Below are 21,689 nucleotides of genomic sequence, written 5' to 3'. Positions count from 1 at the left end.
TCGATGCTTCGGTATCTGAGCCAAAAGATCTCGTACCTGGTGCTCACGCTCATCGCGGTGGTCGCGACGAATTTCGTTCTCTTCCATCTGATGCCGGGTGATCCGGTGACCCACATCGCGCGCGGCCAACACCTCGACGCCGAGGCGATCGCCCGGCTGCGCACCTACTACGGGCTGGACCAGCCGATGGCCTCGCAGTTCGTGACCTATTTGCAGAACCTGCTCAGGGGAGACCTCGGCTTCTCCTACACCTACCAGGCGTCGGTCGGCCCGATCGTGGTGAAAGCGCTTGCCAACACTTTGATTCTGGTCACCGTGTCGACGCTGCTGGTGATCCTCCTCGGCGTTCTGATCGGGGTGTTCGCCGCCTCCCGGCGCGGTACGCGCACCGACTCGGGGCTGGTCATCGGTTCGCTGGTGTTCTGGAGTCTGCCCACGTTCTGGGTGGGCATGCTGCTGATCTTCGTCTTCGCGGTGACACTCGGCTGGTTTCCGATCGCAGGCATGTACACCGCCGACGCGCTGTATCCCACCGCGTTTACCCGAATGGCAGACCTGGCACGCCATCTCGTCCTGCCGACCGTCGCCATGGTTTTGGTCGACATCGCCCAGTTCGTCCTGATCACCCGCAGCTCGCTGCTGGCGACACTGTCCGAGGATTACATGACTACGGCCCGAGCCAAGGGTCTGACCCCGCGGCGGGTGCTGTGGCGCCATGGCGTGCGCAATGCGCTGCTGCCCGTGGTGACCGCCACCACGCTCTACGCCAGCGCCACCGTCGGCGGCACCATTCAAGTGGAGACGGTGTTCTCCTGGCCCGGTATGGGACAGCTGATCTACCTGTCGGTGATCCGGCGCGATTACCCGGTGATGGAAGCCTGCTTCCTGATCTTCGCGGTAGTGGTCGTGCTGGCCAACTTCGCCAGTGACCTGGTCTACCGGATGCTCGATCCACGGGTGCGGCTGACATGACCGGACCGCTGATGGACCCCTCCCTCGAACCCGAGGAACCTGCGGCGGCACACGTGCCGGGCGGCTGGCGTGGAGTGCTGCATCAACTCTTCGCCGACCCGATGGGCCGCACCGGACTGCTGACCGTTCTCGCGGTCATGGTCGTCGCGATCGTCGGTCCGCTGCTGGCGCCCTACGACCGCACCCACGTCGCCGACACTCGCGCCGGAATCCTGTTGCGGCCCAGTAACGCCCACTGGCTGGGCACCGACGAACTCGGTCGCGACGTGTTGCGGCAGGTACTGGCCGGAACATCGGTGTCATTGGAGATCGGGCTTATCGCCACTGTCGTCACCGTGTTCATCGGAACCCTGGTCGGGGTGCTGGCGGGCTGGTTCACCGGCTTCATAGACGCCGTGCTGATGCGGATCACCGACTTCTTCCTAGTGCTGCCCAACCTGCCGTTGATGATCGCGCTCGGTGCGATCATCGGGCAGAGCCTGCCGATGATCGTTCTGGTCATCGCGATCACCAGTTGGCCGAGTACGGCGCGAATCGTCCGCTCTCAGGCGCTGGCGCTGCGTGAACGCGAGGTGGTGGCCCGCGCCAAAACCGTCGGCCTGTCCTCGGCGGGCATCCTGTGGCGACTGATCCTGCCCGGGGTGCTCGCATTGGTGATCGCCAACGCCGTGCTGGTCATCGCCGGGTCGATTCTCGCCGAGGCCACGCTTTCCTTCCTGGGCCTCGGCGATCCGACCCGAACGTCGTGGGGCCAGATCCTGCACAACGCTTTCGCCGCCGGGGCTGTGGGCAACGGTTTCTGGTGGTACTTCCTGCCGCCGGGCATCGGCATCGTGCTGGTAGTGCTGGCGTTTTCGCTCGTCGGGCAGAGTCTGGAACGCATCCTCAACCCTCGGCTGGCGGTGGCCGAATGAGCCTGTTGAGCGTTCGCAACCTGAGTGTCACCTACCGCGGTGGCGTTCGCGCGGTGGACGGTGTCGACCTGGACGTGACCGCCGGCGAGGTGGTCGGGTTGGCCGGCGAATCCGGCTGCGGGAAGAGCACCTTGGCGCTCGCCGTGGCCCGTCTGCTGCCAGCCGGCGCTGTGGCGGCCGCCGACGAGATGACCTTCGCAGGCACGGATCTGAGCACCGTCGCCGAGGCCGGGCTGCGGGCACTGCGCTGGCGAAGGCTGTCGCTGGTGTTCCAGGGTGCGATGAACGGGTTCAACCCGGTGATGACGATCGGCGATCAGATACGTGAGGCGATCCGGGCGCACGAACCGGAGATCGACCGCAAGGCGGTGCGGCGCCGGGTCGCCGAGTTGCTGACCCAGGTGGGGATCGCCTCGGGCCGGGCAGCCGACTATCCCCACCAGTTGTCCGGCGGGATGAAGCAACGGGCGATGATCGCGATGGCGCTGGCTTGCCGTCCCGACCTGGTGATCGCCGATGAACCCACGACTGCCCTCGACGTCATGACCCAGGCCCAGATCCTGGAGCTGATCCGCGGTCTGGCCGACGAACTGGGCTTGGCGATGCTGATCATCTCCCACGACCTCACCGTGCTGTCCGAACTGTGCGACCGGGTCGCGGTTATGTATGCCGGGCGCATCGTCGAACGCGGGAATGCCGAGGAGATCTTGAGCTCGAACTCCGAGCCCGCACACCCGTACACCCGCAGACTGCTGGACTGCTATCCCCGATTGGACTCCGGGCAGGCATCGATAAACGGAATCCCGGGCAGCCCACCCGATCTCGCGCACCCGCCCGCTGGCTGCCGATTCAACGACCGGTGTGTTGAGAAGCTGCCTCGGTGCGCGAGCGACGACCCGGCGCTGCACCGGGTGCCCGGTGCTGCCGCTCACTTCGCGGCATGCCATCTGGTGGGAGCATGCGCATGACCGAGCCGGTGGTTGCGGAGGTACGCGACCTGCATGTGCACTATCCGGTCCGGCACGGTCGGCGCAGGCTGACCGCACGCGCGGTCGACGGTGTCGATCTGTCCGTACACGAAGGGGAGATCGTGGCGCTGGTCGGTGAATCCGGCTGCGGCAAAACCACTGTCGCGCGCACCCTGATGCGGCTGGTCGAACCCAGCTCGGGGACGGTGTCGGTCGGGGGTGTGGACATCACCCACGCCAGCGGTGCCGCGTTGCGCAGACAGCGCCGCGAGTTCCAGATGATCTTCCAGGACCCGTTCGAAAGCCTGCCGGTCAACGCGACCGCGGTCGACGTCGTCAGCGAGGGACTGGCGATCCACCGGGCTGACCTGGATGCGGCGGCGCGACGAGGGGTCGCGTTGGCGGCACTGGAGATGTGCGGGCTGACGCCGGCCGGGACGATCGCACACCGCCGCATCTTCCAATTATCCGGTGGGCAGCGCCAGCGGGTCGCGATCGCGGCCGCACTCGCGCTGCAGCCCCGGCTGCTGGTGGCCGACGAGCCGGTGTCCATGCTCGACGTCTCGTTGCGTGCCGGAGTCATCCGGGTGCTACTGGATATGCGCGAACGTCTGGACGTGGCAATCCTTTTCATCACCCACGATCTTGCGCTCGCGGGTGTCTTCGCGGATCGCGTCGCCGTTCTCTACCTGGGTCGCGTGGTCGAGCAGGGTCGCGCCGCCGATGTGATCGGTACACCCCGGCATCCCTACACCCGTGCGCTGGTGGATGTCATGCCCAAGGCGGGTAGCGGCAGGCGGACAGCCCGCGGGCTGTTGAGCGGTGAGCCGCCCAACGCCACCGCCACCGCACCAGGTTGCCGGTTCGCGCCGCGTTGTCCGCTGTACCGGCAGCTCGGTGAACCCGAGCGCTGCCGTGCCGAGCAACCGCTGCTCACCGACGCCGCGCCGGAACACCAAGTGGCGTGCCATTTTTCAGATCTCGCAAAATCACCAACACCGAAGGAGAACACCACATGACCGTCACTCGTGAGGAAGCGATCGAGCTACTCGAGGCGATGGTTCGAATCGACTCCGTGACGCCCTGGCTGATCCCGGGCGGGGCCGGCGAGGGCGACATCGCCCGCTTCACACGCGACTGGCTGGCCGACCTCGGGCTGGAGGCGACGCTGGAGGAGGTGGAACCCGGCCGCCCCAACGTAATGGCCTGGTTGCGGGGCAGCGCGCCGGGCCCGACGATCTGTCTGTCCGCGCACAGCGACACCGTCGGCTACGCGAACTGGGCTGACAGCGCACTGCACCCGGTCGTCGAAGGTGACCGGATGATCGGACTCGGCGTGGCCGACGACAAGGGCGGCTGCGCCGCCGCGATGCTCGCGGTGCGCGAACTGGTGCGCTCCGGAACAGAATTGGCGGGCAATGTATTGGTCGCCCTGGTCATCGACGAGGAGGGAGTCAGCATCGGCACCGAGCACCTTGTCGCCCACCATGCCGCCGAGATCGACCTCGCCATCAACCTCGAACCCGACGGTTCCCACACCATCTACGGCGAACACCAGGGGTTCGGCTGGATCGACATCGTGGTGCACGGCGAGCCGGCGCACGGTTCGGCACCCGACAAGGGTGTCGACGCCATCGTGCACATGGCCGAGGTGGTGACCCGCCTGCACCGGCTCGACGAGACACGCTGGAAACCTAACCCCGATCCCAAGAACGGCCGAACTGTGTTCCATACCGGGACGATTCGCGGCGGCACCGACTACGCCACCTATCCCAACCAGGCCGTGCTGGGGATCGAGATCGGTACCCAGCCTGGCGAGTCGCTGGCTGACCGGGTCGCCGAGATCGAGACGATCTTCGCCGAGGTCACCGAATCCGAGCCGCGTTTTCGCGGGGAGGTCGTCGTCCGCCTTGACCGCGATCCCTTCACGGGTGCGGGCAACGAGTCACTGCTGAGCGCACTCGGTGACGCGACGGAAGCCGTCAACGGGGTCCGCTCACCGGTGACCGGTCTCAACGCGTGGACTGACGCCGCGTTGTTCCAAAGTGCCGGTATCCCAACGGTTTTGTTTGGCCCGGAAGGTGGCAACTACCACGCGGCCCAGGAGTGGGTGTCCATTCCCGACATGATCGCGACCGCCGAGATCCTGCGCCAGACCCTGGTGACGCTCATCGGTCGGAAGGACGGTGATTCCTGATGACCCAGGACACCGCTGCCCCGGCTGTGGGACTGCGGTCAGGTGCACTGCGCGCGGTGGACGTGGTGGTGATGGCACTGGCCAGTTCGGGGCCCATTCAGAGCGTGGCTGTCTCACTGGCCGCGATCCTGGCGACCGTCGCGTACGCCGGTTTCGTGCCGATCCTCATCTGCTTCGTCCCGATGCTCGGCATCGCACTCGGTTACCAACGTCTGCACGCATGGCAACCGAGTGCGGGGGCGACGTACACGTGGGTGGGCCGTGTGCTCAACCCGCATGCAGGGTTCTTCGCCGGCTGGATCATGTTGCTGTACTACACGGTCGGTACGACGAGCCTGACCATCCCGCTGGGAAGCTACCTGCTCAGCTTCTTCTCCGATCATGCCGCCGACAGCCCGGTCGCGGTGGCCGTGGTGGGGACCGTGTTCGACCTGATGGTCACCGCAGTGGCAGCACTGGGCGTGGCCCTATCAGCCAGGTTCCAATTGGGCTGGGCCATCTTCGAATACGCGTTGCTCATCGGGTTCGCGGTACTGGCCGTGATATTCATCGCCCGCGGCAATGGTGACGTGGTCAAGCCCAGCATGTCGTGGTTCACGGTCGAGGGGGCGGGCGGCTTCAAGTCGTTGATATCGGGCGTGCTGCTGGCGATCTTCCTGTACTCGGGCTGGGACACCGCCGCCTACGTCGGCGAGGAAGCCTCCGGCCGCACCGCCGGACGGGCCGCAGTGACCAGCGTTGTCCTGCTCTTCGTCATCTACTCGGTGTCGGTGCTGGCCTTCCAGGGCATCGCGCCGATACAGGACATGCAGGATCACGCGGCGAACATCCTTGCGTTCGTAGGGGAACGGATCGGTGGCGGCTTCTGGGCGAACGTGATGATCGTCGCGGTACTCGGCGGCACCCTCGCGTCGTTGCTGGCGGCGATCGTCAGCGCTTCGAGGATCGGGTTCGCGATGGGACGGGACCGTGTCGTGCCGCCCTGGCTGGCGCGCGTGAGCGGCAAGTACGGCACACCGTTGAACGCGACAATCCTGTTCGGTCTGCTCAACATCGCATTCCTCTGGGGCTCAACGCTTATCGGCGCGGTGGGCGAGGCGCTGGCCAACATCGTGAGCACGCTCGGATTAATGGCTGCGATCTTCTATCTGCTGACCGCGGTGACCGCAATCTGGTGCTACCGGCGCCAGATCGTCTCCTCAGCCAAGGATTTCGTCATCGGGGGACTGATGCCGGGCCTGGGCGCGGCGTTCATGGCGTTCGTCGTCGTCTACTCGATCACCTCGGGGTCGCTGAACGGAATCGAACTCGGGTTCGGTGTCGGCCTTGCCCTGGTCGGGCTGTTGCTGTCCGTCATCTCGGCAAAAGTCGGCAAGGCGCCGTTCTACACCGCGCCACAAAATCCGCACTGACCCGGCCGGCAAGAGCCGGCTACTTCACTTACCACGACATGCAATGATGAAAGAGATGTCCTGATGCACTTCACCGATGCTTACGCAGCCCGGACCCCCGTCACCAAGGCGCTGTACGAACGGGCCAAGCGAACGATCCCCGGCGGTGCGGGCTCGACGGCCCGGCTGCCCCGCAACGGGTGGAAGCCCTATCCGATCGTGATGGCGCACGGCAGCGGATCGCGCCTGACCGATGTGGACGGCAACACCTACATCGACTACCTGCTGGGGCTTGGCCCGATGATCCTCGGGCATCGCCATCCGGTCGTGACCGGCGCTGTCACCGAGGCGATCCGCGATCTCGGCACGTGCTTCGGGTTGCCGTATGAGCTGGAGATCGAAGCAGCCGAAAAGGTGGTGGCCGCAGTACCCGGTATCGAACAGGTCCGATTCACCAATTCCGGATCCGAGGCGGTCGGTACGGCCGTGCGGCTGGCCAGGGCGACCACGGGACGGCGAATCGTGGTCCGATTCGAGGGGCACTACCACGGCTGGCAGGACACCGTGTACTGGTCCAATCACGTCGACCCGGAGCTGGCCGGGCCCGCCGACCATCCCCGGCCGGTCGCGATGGGCCCGGGGGTCCCCGCCGAACTGGAGGACACCCTGGTCGTGCTGACGTGGAACGACCCGGACAGTTTCGTCGACCTGATGAACCGGCGCGGCGACGAGATCGCCGCCGTGCTCACCGAACCCGCGGTCTTCAACACCGGGTGCATCCTGCCCGAACCCGGTTATCTGGAACTGCTGCGCAGTGAAACCCGCAAGCACGGCGCCCTGCTGATCTTCGACGAGGTGATCACCGGTTTCCGGTTTGCCCGCGGCGGTGCCCAGGAATGGTTCGGGGTCACACCGGATCTCACCACCCTGGCCAAGGGCCTCGGCGGCGGTTTCCCGGTCGCCGCGGTCGGCGGCTCGACGGAGGCCATGCACCTGGTTGCCGAGGGCGTCTACTCCCACTCGGGTACCTACAACGCCAACGTCGTGCAATGCGCCGCGGTGTCGGCGACCATGGACCTGCTGGCCGAACCGGGGTTGTACGAGCGGCAGCGGGCACTGGGGCATCGTCTGGCCGCTGGTCTCGGCGAGCTGGCTGCCGAGCGCGGCCTGGATGCCTACTGTGAGGGACTCGGCACGGTGTTCCAGTTGTGGTTCGCCGACGGTCCTATCCACAACTGGCGCGACGCGGTGAGCCATGCCGACGAGGCTCTGTTCACCCGGTGGTACGAGGAGATGGTGATTCGCGGGGTGTTGTTCCATCCGCTGCAGTTCGAGAATCTGTTCGTGTCGCTGGTCCACGACGACCGCGACATCGACGAGACGCTCCAGGCCGCCGCTGACGCGCTGACCGTCGTGGCCCGCACCCGGACGCCCGCGTCCCGGTCGTGACCGCACCGGTACTCATCGGCATCGACCTCGGCACCTCAGCGGTCAAGGTCGTCGCGGTCGATCACGACGGGGCGGTCGTGGCATCTGCGCGCTCGGAGTATGCCACCCGGCGTCCCGAACACGAAGCCGCCGAACAAGATCCGCATCATTGGTGGGAGGCGCTGGGAGCGGCCGGCGACGCCGTGGCCGGCATGGTCTCGCCGCGGCGATGGCGTGCGATCGGGCTGAGCGCGATGCTGCCGACACTGGTCGAGCTGGACGCGGCGTTCGAGCCGGTGGGAGCGGCGATCACCTGGGAGGACGGCCGGGCTGAGCGGCAGGCAGACCGGTTACGTGCCGTGGTCGGGGACGCCGAGCTCTATCGGATCACCGGACAACGCGTCGACGGGCGGTACCTGGCTCCGATGCACGCTCGGCTGCAGGAGCTGGGCAACGCTGGTACGACTGTCGCCGGCGCCAAGGACGTGCTGTTCCACCAGCTGACCGGGGCGTTGCTCACCGACCCCAGCACCGCGGCGGGCAGCGCCGTCTTCGATCTCGAACGTGGTTGTTGGAGTGCGGAGTTGGTCGCCGCGTCCGGTCTGCCGGACTTACCCCAGGTGGCCGATTCGGCCACCGCACTGCCGCTCACGCAACGATGGCGGCAGCGGTGGGGAGTGCCGGGGGAGCTGCCCGTGGTGCTGGGCGCGGCGGACTCGGTGCTCGGCGTACTCGGAGTGGGGGCGCGCGGTCACGGCGAAGTCGGGGTGATCGCCGGTACCAGTGCTGTCGTGCTCGGTATTTCCGATCGGCCGATTCGCGACCCCGCCATGCGCTACCTGATCACCCCGCTCGCCGGGTCCGGCTGGGGGCTCGAAATGGATCTGCTGGCAATGGGTTCGGCGTTCGACGCCGTCGCGGCTCTCTTCGGCCTGGACGGACCGGCCGATCTCCTCGAGGCGGCGGCCGCGGTGGCGCTCGCCGATGCACCGTTGTTCCTGCCGTACCTGTCGCCAGGGGAGCAGGGCGCCCTGTGGGACCCCAGCCTGACCGGCACCCTGCAGGGGCTCCGGCTGGGGATGGGTGTCGGCCATATCGGCCGGGCACTGCTGACCGGGATCGTGGTCGAACTGCGCCGGTGCGTCGACGTGCTGTCCGCCGCGACGGGTGAGTCGGGTCCGGTCCGGCTCGGCGGCGGTAGCGCGGTGAGCCCGCTGATGTGGCAGGACATCGCGGATGCGACGGGACGAGAGGTGTGGGTGGATCCGGCGGTGACCGACCATTCGGCGATCGGTGCGGCGCTGTTCGCCGCGAGCGCGACCGGGAGCCCGATCGTCCGCGACGATGCCCCGCGGATCGTTTCGCCCCGACCCGAACGGCACGGCTGGTGGACCGAATGCCTGGTCCACCATGACGACGCACGGCTGCGGGCCCGCGCGAAGGTGAACCGATGAAAGTGACCGTCGTCGACGACGACATCTTCGCCACCATCGCGGCCACCGCGCTGTTGGCGGGGCTGCCGTCCGGCGGACCCACCCTCGGGGTGGCCACCGGCGGCACCCCGATGCGGGTGTACGCCGAGTTGGCATCACGCAGCCGCCGCGGCGAGGTCGACCTCTCCGGTGCCACGGTGGTCGCACTCGACGAGTACGTCGGCCTCGACGCCGATGACCCCCGCAGCTATGCGGCGTATGTGCGCACGCGCATCGCCGACCCGCTGGGCATCCCGTCCCCCAATGTTCATGTGCCGCAGGGAGATAGCGCCGATCCGGTCGCGGCTGCGGAGGCGTTCGAACAGCAGATCGCCGAGGCGGCCGGTGTCGATGTCCAGATCGCCGGGATCGGCTCCAATGGGCACCTGGCGTTCAACGAGCCCGGCTCGGCGCTCGATTCGACCACGCGGGTGGTGGAGCTGTCCGAACAGACCCGGCACGACAACGCCCGGTTCTTCGGCGGCCGGGTCGAGGACGTGCCGCGGCGGGCGATCACCCAGGGCCTGGCGACGATCGGTCGCGCACGTTCCATCCTGCTGCTGGCGGCCGGCTCGGCAAAGGCCGACGCACTGGCGGCCGCACTGTGCGGACCCGTCGACGCCGCTGTCCCGGCATCGGTGTTGCAGCGGCACGCCGATGTCACGGTGATCGCCGACCGCGCGGCATGGAGCAGGATGGCGTGATGAACGATCCCGATCTACTCGGTCTGTTCCCACCCGGCACCCTCATGGCCGACGGCGGGCTGACCGTCGGGGGCTGCCGCCTCGATGAGCTGGCGGCCGAATTCGGCACCCCGGTCATGGTGGTCGCCGAGGACGCGGTGCGCCAGCGAGCCAGGGACTATCTGAAGGCGTTCCGCAGCAGGTGGGCCCGAGCGGATGTGGCTTTCGCGTCGAAAGCATTCCCCTGCACCGCAATTCAGCGACTGGCCAGCGAGGAAGGGCTACTACTCGACGTCGCCGGCGGGGGAGAGATCGCCACCGGCTTGGCTGCCGGCGCTGACCCGGCGCGGATGCTGTTGCACGGCAACGCCAAGACCGACGAAGAAATCGGCATGGCCGTCGGCAATGGTGTCGGCCTGATCGTTGTCGACAACTTCGACGACATCGACCGGCTGGAACGCATCGTCGAGCCGGGCACCAGGCAGGCCTGCTTGGTGCGCGTCGTGCCCGGTATCGAAGCCGACACCCATGCCGCGGTGGCGACCGGGCATGCCGGCTCGAAATTCGGTCTGCTGCCCGCGGACGCGCGGGTGGCGATCGAGAGGATCCGCCGCAGCCGGGTGTTGCGCTGCGACGGGGTGCACACTCACGTCGGCTCGCAGCTCCTCGACGCCGAACAGCTCGCCGCCGCCGTGGCACCGGTCGCCGAGCTGGGCAGCTTCGACGTATACGACTTCGGCGGCGGGCTCGGGGTGCGCTACACCTACGTTGATCAGCCTCCGACGGTCGACGCCTACGCCCACGCCATCGTCGAGAAGGCGCGCGGACTGCTTCCCGCCGAGGCTCGCATCATCGTGGAACCCGGCCGGTCGATGACAGCGGCCGCTGCCTGCACGGTCTACCGGGTGACCACCGTCAAACACGGGGTCGTCACCCATGTCGCGGTCGACGGCGGGATGGGCGACAACCTCGAGGTGTCGCTGTACGGACAACGGTTCGAGGCGACCCTCGTCGACCGGGTCGGTGGGGGAGCCTGCGTCACCGTCGTCGGCAGGCACTGCGAATCCGGCGACCAGCTGATCGACGTTGTCCCCCTTGACAATCCGGTGGTCGGCGATCTGCTGGCCGTTCCGGTCACCGGGGCGTACTGCTACACGATGTCCAATCAGTACAACGGCGCGCGCCGCATCCCGGTGGTGTTCGCCGGGAACGGCGACGCCCGGCTCGTGGTGCGCCGGGACACCTGGGCCGACCTGCTGGCCCGTGATGTTTAAGCCGCGGAGTCGGCGTGCGCCTGCCTGCCACCGATGAACAGGGCCAGAACGGCGCCGACCAGGCACACGATCACGGTGACGAAGAAGATCGAGCCGTACTGCATGGCGAACGCGGTGCGATAGCGCTCGGCCTCGCCCGCGATCTTGGCGGCCAGGCTGTTGCCGCCCGGGCTCGGCAGTGTGGCCAGGATCTGGTTGAACCGGTACAGACCCCACGCGCTGAGCGCCGCGACGCCGATCAGCATGCCGGTCATGCGGGCCACCACGACGAGTGAGGACGCGATGCCGTGCTGAGCAGGCGGCACCACCCGCAGTGCGGCTGAGGTGAGCGGGCCGATCACCAGACCGAGCCCGAAGCCGGCCAGCGCCAGGTCGGTGTCGATCACCGGCAGCGACACGAACCCGAAATCGTGGCGGGCGCCGGCCACATTGGTGCCCCAGTGCGACACCAGCAGGTATGCGCCCGAGGAGATCAGCATGCCGACGACGGCGACGATCCGATCGCCGATCCGGGTGGCGACCCAGCCACCGATGAGCGCTCCGACCGGCAGCGCGATCAGGAAGTGCAGCAGCAGGAACGCGGCCTGCGTCTGGTCCTTGCCCAGCACACCCTGGCCGAACAGTTCGACATTGACCAACGTGACCATCAACGCCGCGCCCGCGCACAGCGAGGTGCCCAGCGAGGCCAGGAACGGCACGAACCGGACGCCCGCCGGTTCGATCAACCGGGTGCGGGCGAACCGTTCCCAGACGAAGAATGCGACGGCCGCGACGACCGCGCCGATGACGAGGATCAGGCCGTGCGGCGGAAGCAGCGTCTTGCCGTCGGGGTTCGGGTTGTACAACCCGATCACGGCCAAACCCAATGCGATCGCGAGCAGGATGCCACCGATCAGATCGACCTTTTCCGGGTTCTCGCTGCGGTCATGAGAGGGCAGGCTGACGTGGATCGCCGCCATCGCGACCACGGTGAGCGGCACGTTGATCCAGAAGACGTCCTGCCACTTGCCCAGCAGCAACACCACACCGATGCCGTAGAGCGGGCCCAGCACGCTGCCCAGTTCCTGGGCGGCGCCGATGCCGCCGAGCACCGCGGCGCGGCTGCGGGCGGCCCACAGGTCGGCCGCGAGCGCGAGCGTCACGGGCAGCAGCGCGCCTGCGGCGATGCCCTGGACGAGTCGCCCGATCACCAGCATTGTCAGGTCGGTGGACAGCGCGGTCACCACCGAGCCGGCCGCGAACGTGACCAGCGACAGCTGCAGCATCAGCTTGCGCCCAAAGCGGTCGGACAGCCGGCCCAGCAGCGGCATCGCCGCGATGTAGCCCAGCATGTACCACGTGATGATCGGGGTGACCTGCTGCAGCTTGTTCACCGGGATGCCGACCGTCGACATGATGTCGACCATGATCGTGACCACGACATAGGTGTCGAGCGCCCCGAGGAGAACGGCGAGGCTACCCGCGCTGATCACGATCCGGCGGCTGCGGCCGGAGGTCCCCGCCCGGTGGGCGGCGGTGTCGAGAGACTCAGCCATCACCGGGCCCGTCAGACGGCGGGCTTGGTGACGGTGACCGGCTTGTCCCACTCCGACAGCGTGATCTGGATGCTGCTGCCGTTACCCGTGTCGGCCTTGGCCTGGACCAGCTGATGCGGGTCGGCCTTCTGGATCCACACGGTGGCGGGCAGTGGGCTGGTCGCTTTCAGCGGGATCAGCTTGTTCATGGCGTCGGCGGTGACCTTGCCTGTGATGCGGACGGTGTCCACACCATTGATCGTCTCGCTGGCCTCCGACTTGGCGTCGGTGATGGAGGCGAGCCAGTTGGCCAGGCCGTTGTCCGGATTGAGGACCACCGAGGGGTCGTAGATGTCCTTGGCCGGGCCCATGTCGAGCCAGTTGTTGGGGGTCAGCGCGGCGTACAGGGTGCCGTCGAGCACGACCAGCTGGATGTCGACGTCCGACCCGCCCATCGAGATCGTCGAGTTCCCGGACACCGCGGTCGCGGGCACGTTGGTGAGGTCACCGGAGAGCTTCTTGACCGGCAGACCCGCGATCTTGCCGCCCACCGTGATGTCGAGGTGGGCGCTCTTGAGGGCCTTGGTGACCTGAATGGACTGCTGCAGCAGCCCGGCGGCATCCGGTAGCGGCTCGGAGGGCTTCGAGGAGGAGGAGCAGCCCGCGACGAACAGTGCTGCTGTTGCGAGGAGGGCGGTGAGGACGGCGAACATTCGGCGGCGCGTCGGCATAGGTGCATCGTAGAGGGTCGGGGTGACCGGACCTGCGGCGCCAGGCTGCACCCGGTCCGCGGTATAGCTCCTGAGCTGCAGATTTAGTGCACCTAAGCGAGTGTCGTCACGTCGGGGCTAGATTGGGCGCGTGTTCACCGGAATCGTCGAGGAATTGGGTGAGATCGTCGGCAAGGATGAGCTGGCCGACTCGGCCCGGTTCGTGATCCGCGGTCCGGTCGTGACCGCCGACGCCCGGCACGGCGATTCGATCGCCGTCAACGGCGTCTGCCTGACGGTCGTCGAGGTCCTGCCCGGCGGGCAGTTCAGTGCCGATGTGATGGCCGAGACGCTCAATCGGTCCAGCCTGGCCGCGGTCGACGTCGGAAGTGCGGTGAACCTGGAACGCGCCGCTGCGGTCAACAGTCGGCTCGGCGGCCATATCGTCCAGGGCCACGTCGACGGGACGGGCCGCGTCGTTTCCCGCGCGCCGTCCGAGCACTGGGAGATCGTGCGGATCGCACTGCCCACGGAGTTGTCGAGGTACGTGGTGGAAAAGGGCTCGATCACCGTCGACGGCATCTCCCTGACGGTGTCCGGGTTGGGTGACGACTGGTTCGAGGTATCCCTGATCCCCACCACGCTGGCGCTCACCACACTCGGTCGCGCGGCGGTCGACACGCCGGTGAACCTCGAAGTCGATGTCATCGCGAAATACGTGGAACGTTTGCTCGCCGACCGCGCGCGTTGACGCCGTGGTGTGACTAATCAATTGATCAGTACGGACCTTTGCTGCGCAATTAGACACAACTGAGAAAAAACCGTCCCTGATCTATCGAATTCGCTGATCAGAGCCCATCTAATTGGGCCGATGAAATTGTCCTTGGCGGAAATGCCGGGCGATGTTAGGTTGCGGAAAGCAAGTAACGCTGCGTCTCTCCCGAGCCATGTGTGTGAGCCGCGTCACGCAAGTGTCGGCACGCCTCGATGAGTCGGAGGGTCGGTGAGTTCTCATAAGCGCGTCGGTCGCCATCGGAAGCGGGCGGCCGGGCATCGGAAGCAGACGCGTCGCAGACAGCGCGCGGCTCGCAACGGAATCCTCGCGGCAGCGGTAGGCGTCGGGCTGGCCGTTTCGACCGGTCAGGCAGTGGCGTCGGCTGCGACGGAGGGGGGTTCGCCGGATTCGGCGCCCAAAGCGAGCTCTGCCGCCGGTGCCGGATCTACCTCGAACCCGATCCGCGCAACCGGAACCGCCGGGTCCGCCCGCAACCGCCCCGCCGGCACACAAACGTCAGCCTCTCCGCGGCGTGCCGTGATTTCGACCCCCATTCGCACGATCAACCCGACCAGCCCGGCGACCCGGACCAGTGCGGCCACCGCCTCGGTGCAGACTCCGCAAGCCGTCGAGGCGGTCTCCGAGCCGTTGCCGGCGGGGACGTCCACAACGGCCGCCGCCAAGCCGGTTGCCGCCGCTGACACCGCCGCCCCGGGAACTGGTGCCTGGTACTTCATGGGTGCGTTGACCAGGGCGGTGAATCGCCTCGCGGGGTGGCCCGGCTTGCCGCACAATTTCGTCACGGTCACCAACTACGTAACCGACCAGAATCTGGACGCTCTCGACAATCAGCTCGATGCGTTGATCGCCGGCGCGGTCGCGGGCAGCCCGGCCCGATGGATTCCCGACCTGTCCAGCATCCTGGGCCTTTTCGTCAAGCCGGCGATCCCCAGCTATACGTTCTCCGACACGCTCAACGCGTGGGGTGACTTCCTCAATCGGATCGTGCCGCCGTTCACCATCTCCCCGGCGGCGGGCACCTTCGGCGTCATCACGCAGTACAAGATCGTGGGTGCTGCCGTGGTCGGGACGGCGACGGTGTTGACGGACATGCTCACTGGTGTCTACGACCCGGCCCAGTGGGAGATCGACGTCGTCAAGGCAACCACCGGCGCCACCGTCACCAGGGCTGACCTCACCAATTCCACCAGTCTCGAGACCAAGATCGCCGCGGCGCAGGCGGCAGCGATTCTGACCCTCGGGCTCAGCGACGGCGGCGCGTACTACGACCCGACCCGGGCATGGAACGTCACGCTGCCGACGTGGACTGCGGCCCAGGTCAATCCGTTCACGGTCGTGGCTTACGTCGCGTTGGTCGCCATGTACAAGCGGTTCCAGGAAATGGCGGTCCTGACACCGTTCACGACGAGCACGACATACGACAGTTGGCTCTACACACTGAGTTTGGGCGGTGACAGCTCGCGCTCCGAATACGCGGCCGGCACGTTCCATGCGGTGGATCCTGATGGTAGATCGGTGGACTTCGGGACGTCGCTGCTCGGTACGTTCACCTCAGCAGGTGGCGGGCTGGTCACCATCAACACCAGCGACGGTGGATTCACCTACACGAACACGCTTCCCGGCGCGGCGTTCTTCCACCGGGCGACCTCGGACAACCCGGCTGACAGGTACGACTCGGTGAGCATCCCGGTGACCTCCGCGGACGGCGTCAAATACACGCTGAGCTTCAAGATTCAGATCATCGACGGATCGAACAGCCCGCCGACGTCGTCTCCGACGACAGGTGCCGCCGACGGACTCGGCGTGGTGCGTGGCAGCGTCGGCGGCAGTGACTCTGACGGCGACACGTTGACGTACTCACTGGTCGGCTCGTCGGTGAACGCGTTGAGCAACAATTCCGGCTACACCAAGAATGGCTCCGGGAACGGCGGCATTGTCACCCTGAACTCGACCACCGGCGCCTTCACCTATGTCTCGTCGGCGAATGCCGGTGCGGCGCAGAGCTTCCAGGTGCAGATGACCGATGGGCACGGTGGCACGACCGTCTCGACGGTCACGGTGGCCAACACCACGACGATCACTCCGGGCAACCTCAATACCTCGACGCCGTACGTCGTGACGGGTTCGGTGCCCGTCCCGAGCGGCGATACCGGCATCTTCACCAGCTACGCCCTTGGTGCCAGCCCGACGAAGGGGACGGTGACGTCCTTCGATCCGGCCACCGGCGCGTTCACCTACACCTCCAACGTGGGCCGTACGACGGCGAACAGCGATGTGGTCAGCGTGATCGCCACCGACGCCAACGGACGCACCGTCACCCTGTCGATGGCCGTCACGCCTTCGGTGGTCAACACGGCCCCGACGCCCGGTGCGACGACAATCGGCTCGTCGAACCTGCAAGACAACCGCATCCTCGGCATCGGCAATCTGAATCAGACGACCACCGGCACACTGCACGCGACCGATGCCGAGGGCGACCCTCTCACCTACACCGCCGGCACATATGCGACCGGCAATGGCGGCACGGTGGTCATCAACGCCAACGGAACGTTCAGTTACAGCATCGACAAGGGGTATTCGTACTACCACGCCGCGGCCAAGATCGGGGCAACCGGCAACGCGGTCGGCGACAGTTTCACCGCGACGGTCAGCGACCCGTTCGGTGGCACAACGACATACACGGCGGTAGTACCGATTTATGCCGCCAACACTGCGCCGTCCCTCTCCAGTGGCATCCGCTGGGCCGGAAGCAACTTCCTCAACACCTACACGTACTGGACATCGGTGAACGGCAGCGACGGCGACAGCGACTCGATGACGTACACCATCACGCAGCAGCCTGCGCACGGCAGCGCGAGCTACGACTCCGTCTTGAACGTCCTCAGCACCAGCGGCACCCACACCGGCGACACGATCGTGCTGACCGTGTACGACGGCTACTACGTGGTCACCAGCGGCGTGGTGAGCAGCACCCCGGCGAGTTATGCGGTGACGTTCACCGCCCAGCAGAACGCTTAGCCTCATACCAAATCAGCACCTGCGTGTGTGCAAATTTGCTGAAATTTATTTACCGTGCGGACATCGGGCGCGACACGGCGATACAACCGGACAAAATTTCGCCTAAATCACCAGTTGAAGGCGTTCCAGATAAATTTGACTGAGACAAACTTTGGCAAATACCTGTGCGCCATGTTACGTTGCGGATCAGTCAGAGTGGCGTACGTCTCCCACCCGCCAATGTGCGAGCCCCGTCACGTAGGACCCGCGTGGGGAGATCGGTTGAGTTCCAAGAAGCATGCGGCTCGCCACCGGAAGCTGGCAGGCCGTCATCGGAAACGAGCCGCCGGAAGCAGCAAGCGCGCGGCGCGCAACGGAATCCTGGCGGCCGCGGTCGGCCTGGGGCTGGCGGCAAGCGTCGGGAACGGTGTGGCCGCGGCGTCCACCGACGGCGGCTCCGATTCCGGATCCTCGTCGGCGAGCAACTCCGGCAGCAATTCCGGTCACTCTTCGACCTCGGCCCGCGGGCCCAAGAACGCCGGACCCGCGCGCACCCGCTCGACTGTCAAGCAGCCGGCGTCGTCGGACTCCAACAGCGGTTCCGCGGTGGCTATCCGGCCGTCGACGACGGGGAGGACCCCGTCAGCGGACAGCGCCGTCGAGGCGACCGTCACGACGACCGCGCGGCCCGAATCATCCACCACCACAGCATCGCCGAGCGACACGGTGACCACGCCGGCCACGCCGCCCACTGCCACCGTAGACACCGCGACCGCGCCCGCCGCGCCGGCCGAGGCGACCCCGCCGGCCGCGTCCTCAACGCCCGCAACCGTCACCGCGCGCAAGTCCACCACTGCCAGGTCCGCCGTCGCCCCCTCGGCCGCCGCCTACTCGATGGACGGCGACCTGACGGCCGTCCAGGACGGCGCGGGTCCGATCACCACGCCGGCGCACTATTCCATCCAGACCACGCTCGACGCCTGGGCGGCGCAACTCGATGCGCTGATGGCGGCTCCGCTCACTTCCAGCAACGGCTGGCTCAAGTTCCCGGTCACGTTCTTGGACGCGTTCTTCAAGCCTTCGATCGTGGTCGACCGGCTGTCCTACGGCCTCAACGGCCTGGCCACCCTGATGGACCAATTCGTGCCGCCGTTCAAGATGGTCGACGGCGCACCGTCGATAATCACGCAGGCGTCGGTCACGGCCGCGGTCCTCGCGGGTGCCATCGTGTTGTTCAACACCTCGCAGACCGTCGACGTCAACCACTGGATCGCCGAGGCCGTGAGCCTCGCCGGGGCGTTGCAGGATATCGCTGCGAACCCGGTCGTCAACGGGCTGACCGCGAACGACATGGACGGTGTCATCGGTGCGGCGAGGGCGGCATTCCTTTCGCCAAAGACGGTGTTGGACATTACAATTGACCTCGGTCCGGCGCCGAATCCGGTGTCGCTGGCGATGTATGTCGTCGTGGTCGCGATCTTCCGGCGCTTCGCCGACGTGGCGACCGATCACCAGCCCGTCGTGACTGACATGCAGCAGACCAGTCAGCATCTGCCGAACGCCAGCGGCACGACCGTATCGGGATACGTGCAGTTCTACGACGCCGACGGCGACCCGATCACCTCGTACGGTTTCACCGAGCCCAACGACAGTCGGTTCACCGTCACGGTGGTCGACGGGACCAACGGGCGGATGAACTGGACGGTGTGGGACTGGAATCCCTTGTCCAGCGACAAGTCTCCGAAGACGCTGACGTTCACGATGACGGTACTCGCCCAGGGTGATGGTCAGATCAGCGTGTCCAAACCGTACATGCCGAACGGCAACGAAACCCAGAAGACCGTCACCGTCACCGTGTACTACAACCAGGCTGTCGGATCGCTGACCAATACTGTCGGCAGCACCTCACCGATGGGCGTCGTCCGCGGCACCGTGTCGGCACCGAGCAACCCGGACAACCCGATGACCTATTCTCTGGTCGGTGCCGGCGGGGGATCGGCCTACACCGCCAACGGCGGCATCATCAAGCTCAATTCAACTACCGGGGCCTACACCTACGTTCCGAACCGGTCGTCGAGTGCGACCTCGGACTCGTTCCAGATGACAAGCACCGACAGCTTCGGTTACAGCTATACGACGACCGTGACCGTGCCGGTGAGTTCGGCGTCGCCGGTGACGACCACGAACCCGACCACGGGCACGGTCACCGGCAGCCTGAACAACGGCACCGACGCCGGACTACTGACCTACAGCATCGGCACCCCGCCGAATTCGCTGCGGGGCATCGTCACGCTGAACGCCAACGGCACCTTCACCTACACCCGCACAGCAGCGGGTCACACCCAGCCCACTCAGGATTCGTTCACGATCCTCGGCACAGACAGCTCCGGGAAGACGACGACCGTCGCGGTGGTCAACGTCAATCCGACGGTGTCCAATACCGCCCCGGTGGGTAACGGTGTGACGGTGGCAAGTTCGGCGCTGTCACGCATCGTCGGTCCGTATGACCGGCAGGACACGTCCGGCACGCTCAAAGCGACTGACGCCGAAGGTGACACGCTCACCTGGGCTGCAGGCACCTACAGCACCGCCCAGGGCGGCACGATCACTGTCAACGCGAACGGCACGTTCAGCTACACGAATCAGAAATACGCGTGGTTCGGCGTCTCGGACAGCTACTGGCACGACCACGCTGTCGCCGGCGACCCCGGCGACACGTTCACGATCAACGTCAGCGACGGCTTCGGCGGCACCACCGCGGTGACCTACGGAATCCCGATCGAAAAGCAAAATGCCGCACCGACTTTGAGTGGATCGGTGAGCAGTTCGAGCACCAGCGGCCTTGGCGTCGTACGCGGCACCATTTCGAGCGCGTCTGACGCCGACAGTGACAGTCTGACCTACCGTCTTATCAACGTCAGCGGGGGATCGGCCTACACCGCAAACGGTGGCATCGTCACCATGAGCGGCACCTCGTTCACCTACATCCCCAAGGTGGGAGTCACTTCGGATTCGTTCCAGGTGCAGGTCGACGACGGTCATGGAGGCGTGACGACCGCTACGGTCAATCTGTCCGGACTCTCGACGCCGTCGCCGCAGACAAATACCAACACGACAGCAGGCGTGACGACAGGTTCGCTGAACGTGGCCGGGGACAGCAGCCTCGGGCTGACCTACAGCCTGGGTAGCGGCCCGTCGAAGGGCGGCGTCGTCGTCAATTCGGACGGTACTTACACCTACACGCGGACCGCAGGGCTGGGGCACTCCCAAACCCCGAACGATTCGTTCACGATCAAAGCCACCGATGCCAGCGGCAAATCGGTGATCGTCGCCACGATCAGCGTGGCGCCTTCGGTGAGCAACAATGCACCCACCGTGACGGTCAACGGGGGAACGGGGACTGTCAATCTCTCGTCGCCGGGGTCGCTGAACACGTCGACCTACGTGCAGACCATCAACGGAATCACCTTCAGTGCAACGGATTCCGATGGAGACACGTTGTCCATCAACAACAAGTACGACGGCACGGGCACCACCTTCGCGCTGGCCGGCGGCGGCACGATCTCGACGGCCAACGGCGGCACTGTGACCGTGAACTCGAACGGGACGATGTCCTACTCGATCACCAAGAACGCGGCTTACTACCACGGTGCGGCCAAGATCGGCGCCTCGGGCACCACCACGACGGACTGGTTCAACCTCACGGTCACCGACGCGTACGGGGGCACGAGCGTAGTCCGGGTCAATGTGCCGGTCTTCGCGGTGAACAGCGCGCCGACGTTCGCCTCCGGCTCCTACGTAACGGGTCTGTCCGGCACCAAGGTGGTATGGGGGCTCAATGTCGATGATGCCGACGGCGACCTCGTCGGTACCAATCGTGGCGGCACGCCCGGCTACGACAACAGCAAGGGCGGCAACATCACCGGCAACCTCGATACCGGCGGTGCAAGTTATGGGTTCGGTTCCGGAACCCTCACCATCACCGTCCGCGATGGGTACTACCTCACGAATGCCGATGGGACGATCGCGGTCGACGGTTCCGGGAACAAGATCGTGGCCAGTACCTCCAAGTCGTGGAGCTGACGGTTGCTCGGATCGGGACCCGGCATGTGCCACACGGTGCGCTTCGTTGTGAATTTGCTGTTTATTTGCTGTATTTCCCAAAGTTGGCGCCGTAGGGCGGTGAGAACCCGCGTGGTCTCGCCAAACATACTGTTGAACTACATATATAAAGCTTGATTGTCGCAAGCTTTGGTTGAACAACCGTCAGCGTGATACGTTGCCAGATGGTCACGTAGCGACGCGGTCGGGAGAGTCGTTGAGTTCCAAGAAACGCGTGGGTCGCCACCGCAAGCAGAAAGCTCGCCACCGGA

At 66.2% G+C, this 21,689-nt stretch carries 17 protein-coding genes; 13 read left to right on the top strand and 4 right to left on the bottom strand.

What is annotated here, in order from left to right; all coding sequences use genetic code 11:
- Nucleotides 1-3 precede the first annotated feature (3 nt).
- The 10 genes from Y900_RS01045 to lysA all read left to right on the top strand — a co-directional run bounded on the left by Y900_RS01045 (nt 4) and on the right by lysA (nt 11,299).
- Complete coding sequence (locus tag Y900_RS01045; RefSeq protein ID WP_036337965.1) at nt 4-972, top strand: ABC transporter permease; 969 nt, start codon at nt 4-6, stop codon at nt 970-972.
- Complete coding sequence (locus tag Y900_RS01040; protein ID WP_036337963.1) at nt 969-1,886, top strand: ABC transporter permease; 918 nt, start codon at nt 969-971, stop codon at nt 1,884-1,886. Before Y900_RS01045 ends, Y900_RS01040 begins: the two co-directional genes overlap by 4 nt.
- Entirely contained in the window at nt 1,883-2,854 is a 972-nt protein-coding gene (locus Y900_RS01035; protein WP_051659813.1) for an ABC transporter ATP-binding protein, read from the top strand. Before Y900_RS01040 ends, Y900_RS01035 begins: the two co-directional genes overlap by 4 nt.
- Nucleotides 2,851-3,873, top strand: a complete 1,023-nt coding sequence (locus Y900_RS01030) for an oligopeptide/dipeptide ABC transporter ATP-binding protein (protein WP_202807773.1) — start codon at nt 2,851-2,853, stop codon at nt 3,871-3,873. The genes Y900_RS01035 and Y900_RS01030 overlap by 4 nt, the downstream gene beginning before the upstream one ends.
- Nucleotides 3,870-5,051: a M20 family metallopeptidase gene (locus Y900_RS30110; RefSeq protein WP_051659812.1), complete on the top strand. Its 1,182-nt coding sequence runs from the start codon at nt 3,870-3,872 to the stop codon at nt 5,049-5,051. The genes Y900_RS01030 and Y900_RS30110 overlap by 4 nt, the downstream gene beginning before the upstream one ends.
- On the top strand, nt 5,051-6,463 hold the full coding sequence (locus Y900_RS01025) for an APC family permease (RefSeq protein WP_036337960.1): 1,413 nt from the start codon (nt 5,051-5,053) through the stop codon (nt 6,461-6,463). The genes Y900_RS30110 and Y900_RS01025 overlap by 1 nt, the downstream gene beginning before the upstream one ends.
- A gap of 63 nt (nt 6,464-6,526) precedes the next feature.
- Entirely contained in the window at nt 6,527-7,891 is a 1,365-nt protein-coding gene (locus Y900_RS01020; protein WP_051659811.1) for an aspartate aminotransferase family protein, read from the top strand.
- A complete protein-coding gene (locus tag Y900_RS01015; protein WP_036337957.1) occupies nt 7,888-9,324 on the top strand; it encodes a xylulokinase in 1,437 nt (478 codons plus the stop codon). Before Y900_RS01020 ends, Y900_RS01015 begins: the two co-directional genes overlap by 4 nt.
- Nucleotides 9,321-10,046 (top strand): glucosamine-6-phosphate deaminase, encoded by a 726-nt coding sequence (locus tag Y900_RS01010; RefSeq protein WP_036337954.1) that lies wholly within the window; start codon nt 9,321-9,323, stop codon nt 10,044-10,046. Before Y900_RS01015 ends, Y900_RS01010 begins: the two co-directional genes overlap by 4 nt.
- Nucleotides 10,046-11,299, top strand: a complete 1,254-nt coding sequence (lysA, locus tag Y900_RS01005) for a diaminopimelate decarboxylase (protein WP_109751151.1) — start codon at nt 10,046-10,048, stop codon at nt 11,297-11,299. The genes Y900_RS01010 and lysA overlap by 1 nt, the downstream gene beginning before the upstream one ends.
- Here lysA and Y900_RS01000 read toward each other — a convergent pair.
- Together Y900_RS01000 and Y900_RS00995 are read right to left on the bottom strand one after the other, a co-directional pair.
- On the bottom strand, nt 11,296-12,834 hold the full coding sequence (locus tag Y900_RS01000) for an MFS transporter (protein ID WP_036337949.1): 1,539 nt from the start codon (nt 12,832-12,834) through the stop codon (nt 11,296-11,298). The two genes, lysA and Y900_RS01000, sit on opposite strands and share 4 nt — an antisense overlap.
- An 11-nt stretch (nt 12,835-12,845) precedes the next feature.
- Nucleotides 12,846-13,544, bottom strand: a complete 699-nt coding sequence (locus tag Y900_RS00995; protein ID WP_036337946.1) for an LppX_LprAFG lipoprotein — start codon at nt 13,542-13,544, stop codon at nt 12,846-12,848.
- Between the two features lie 130 nt (nt 13,545-13,674).
- Between Y900_RS00995 and Y900_RS00990 the strand changes: the two genes are divergently transcribed.
- Entirely contained in the window at nt 13,675-14,274 is a 600-nt protein-coding gene (locus tag Y900_RS00990; RefSeq protein WP_036337943.1) for a riboflavin synthase, read from the top strand.
- A 561-nt stretch (nt 14,275-14,835) separates the two neighbouring features.
- A complete protein-coding gene (locus Y900_RS00980) occupies nt 14,836-17,337 on the top strand; it encodes a beta strand repeat-containing protein (protein WP_131536054.1) in 2,502 nt (833 codons plus the stop codon).
- Between the two features lie 308 nt (nt 17,338-17,645).
- Here the strand turns inward: Y900_RS00980 and Y900_RS32660 are convergent, their stop codons facing one another.
- Both Y900_RS32660 and Y900_RS32655 read right to left on the bottom strand, forming a co-directional pair.
- Nucleotides 17,646-17,813, bottom strand: coding sequence for a hypothetical protein (locus Y900_RS32660; RefSeq protein ID WP_192827464.1), 168 nt, complete (start codon nt 17,811-17,813; stop codon nt 17,646-17,648).
- A 6-nt stretch (nt 17,814-17,819) separates the two neighbouring features.
- On the bottom strand, nt 17,820-18,074 hold the full coding sequence (locus Y900_RS32655) for a hypothetical protein (RefSeq protein ID WP_131536052.1): 255 nt from the start codon (nt 18,072-18,074) through the stop codon (nt 17,820-17,822).
- On the opposite strand from Y900_RS32655, the gene Y900_RS00970 reads away from it, so the two are divergent.
- On the top strand, nt 18,043-21,399 hold the full coding sequence (locus Y900_RS00970; RefSeq protein WP_131536050.1) for a beta strand repeat-containing protein: 3,357 nt from the start codon (nt 18,043-18,045) through the stop codon (nt 21,397-21,399). The genes Y900_RS32655 and Y900_RS00970 overlap by 32 nt on opposite strands.
- Nucleotides 21,400-21,689 lie beyond the last annotated feature (290 nt).

The organism is Mycolicibacterium aromaticivorans JS19b1 = JCM 16368 (genome assembly GCF_000559085.1).
In the GTDB taxonomy this organism is placed as follows: Bacteria; Actinomycetota; Actinomycetes; order Mycobacteriales; family Mycobacteriaceae; genus Mycobacterium; species Mycobacterium aromaticivorans.
This window is presented reverse-complemented; position numbering and strand designations above follow the sequence as displayed.

What these genes read in the sequence shown, in the direction of transcription:
- Y900_RS01045 (WP_036337965.1), top strand. Translation starts at nt 4, where the DNA reads ATGCTTCGGTATCTGAGCCAAAAGATCTCGTACCTGGTGCTCACGCTC.
- Y900_RS01040 (WP_036337963.1), top strand. Translation starts at nt 969, where the DNA reads ATGACCGGACCGCTGATGGACCCCTCCCTCGAACCCGAGGAACCTGCG.
- Y900_RS01035 (WP_051659813.1), top strand. Translation starts at nt 1,883, where the DNA reads ATGAGCCTGTTGAGCGTTCGCAACCTGAGTGTCACCTACCGCGGTGGC.
- Y900_RS01030 (WP_202807773.1), top strand. Translation starts at nt 2,851, where the DNA reads ATGACCGAGCCGGTGGTTGCGGAGGTACGCGACCTGCATGTGCACTAT.
- Y900_RS30110 (WP_051659812.1), top strand. Translation starts at nt 3,870, where the DNA reads ATGACCGTCACTCGTGAGGAAGCGATCGAGCTACTCGAGGCGATGGTT.
- Y900_RS01025 (WP_036337960.1), top strand. Translation starts at nt 5,051, where the DNA reads ATGACCCAGGACACCGCTGCCCCGGCTGTGGGACTGCGGTCAGGTGCA.
- Y900_RS01020 (WP_051659811.1), top strand. Translation starts at nt 6,527, where the DNA reads ATGCACTTCACCGATGCTTACGCAGCCCGGACCCCCGTCACCAAGGCG.
- Y900_RS01010 (WP_036337954.1), top strand. Translation starts at nt 9,321, where the DNA reads ATGAAAGTGACCGTCGTCGACGACGACATCTTCGCCACCATCGCGGCC.
- lysA (WP_109751151.1), top strand. Translation starts at nt 10,046, where the DNA reads ATGAACGATCCCGATCTACTCGGTCTGTTCCCACCCGGCACCCTCATG.
- Y900_RS01000 (WP_036337949.1), bottom strand. Translation starts at nt 12,834, where the DNA reads ATGGCTGAGTCTCTCGACACCGCCGCCCACCGGGCGGGGACCTCCGGC.
- Y900_RS00995 (WP_036337946.1), bottom strand. Translation starts at nt 13,544, where the DNA reads ATGCCGACGCGCCGCCGAATGTTCGCCGTCCTCACCGCCCTCCTCGCA.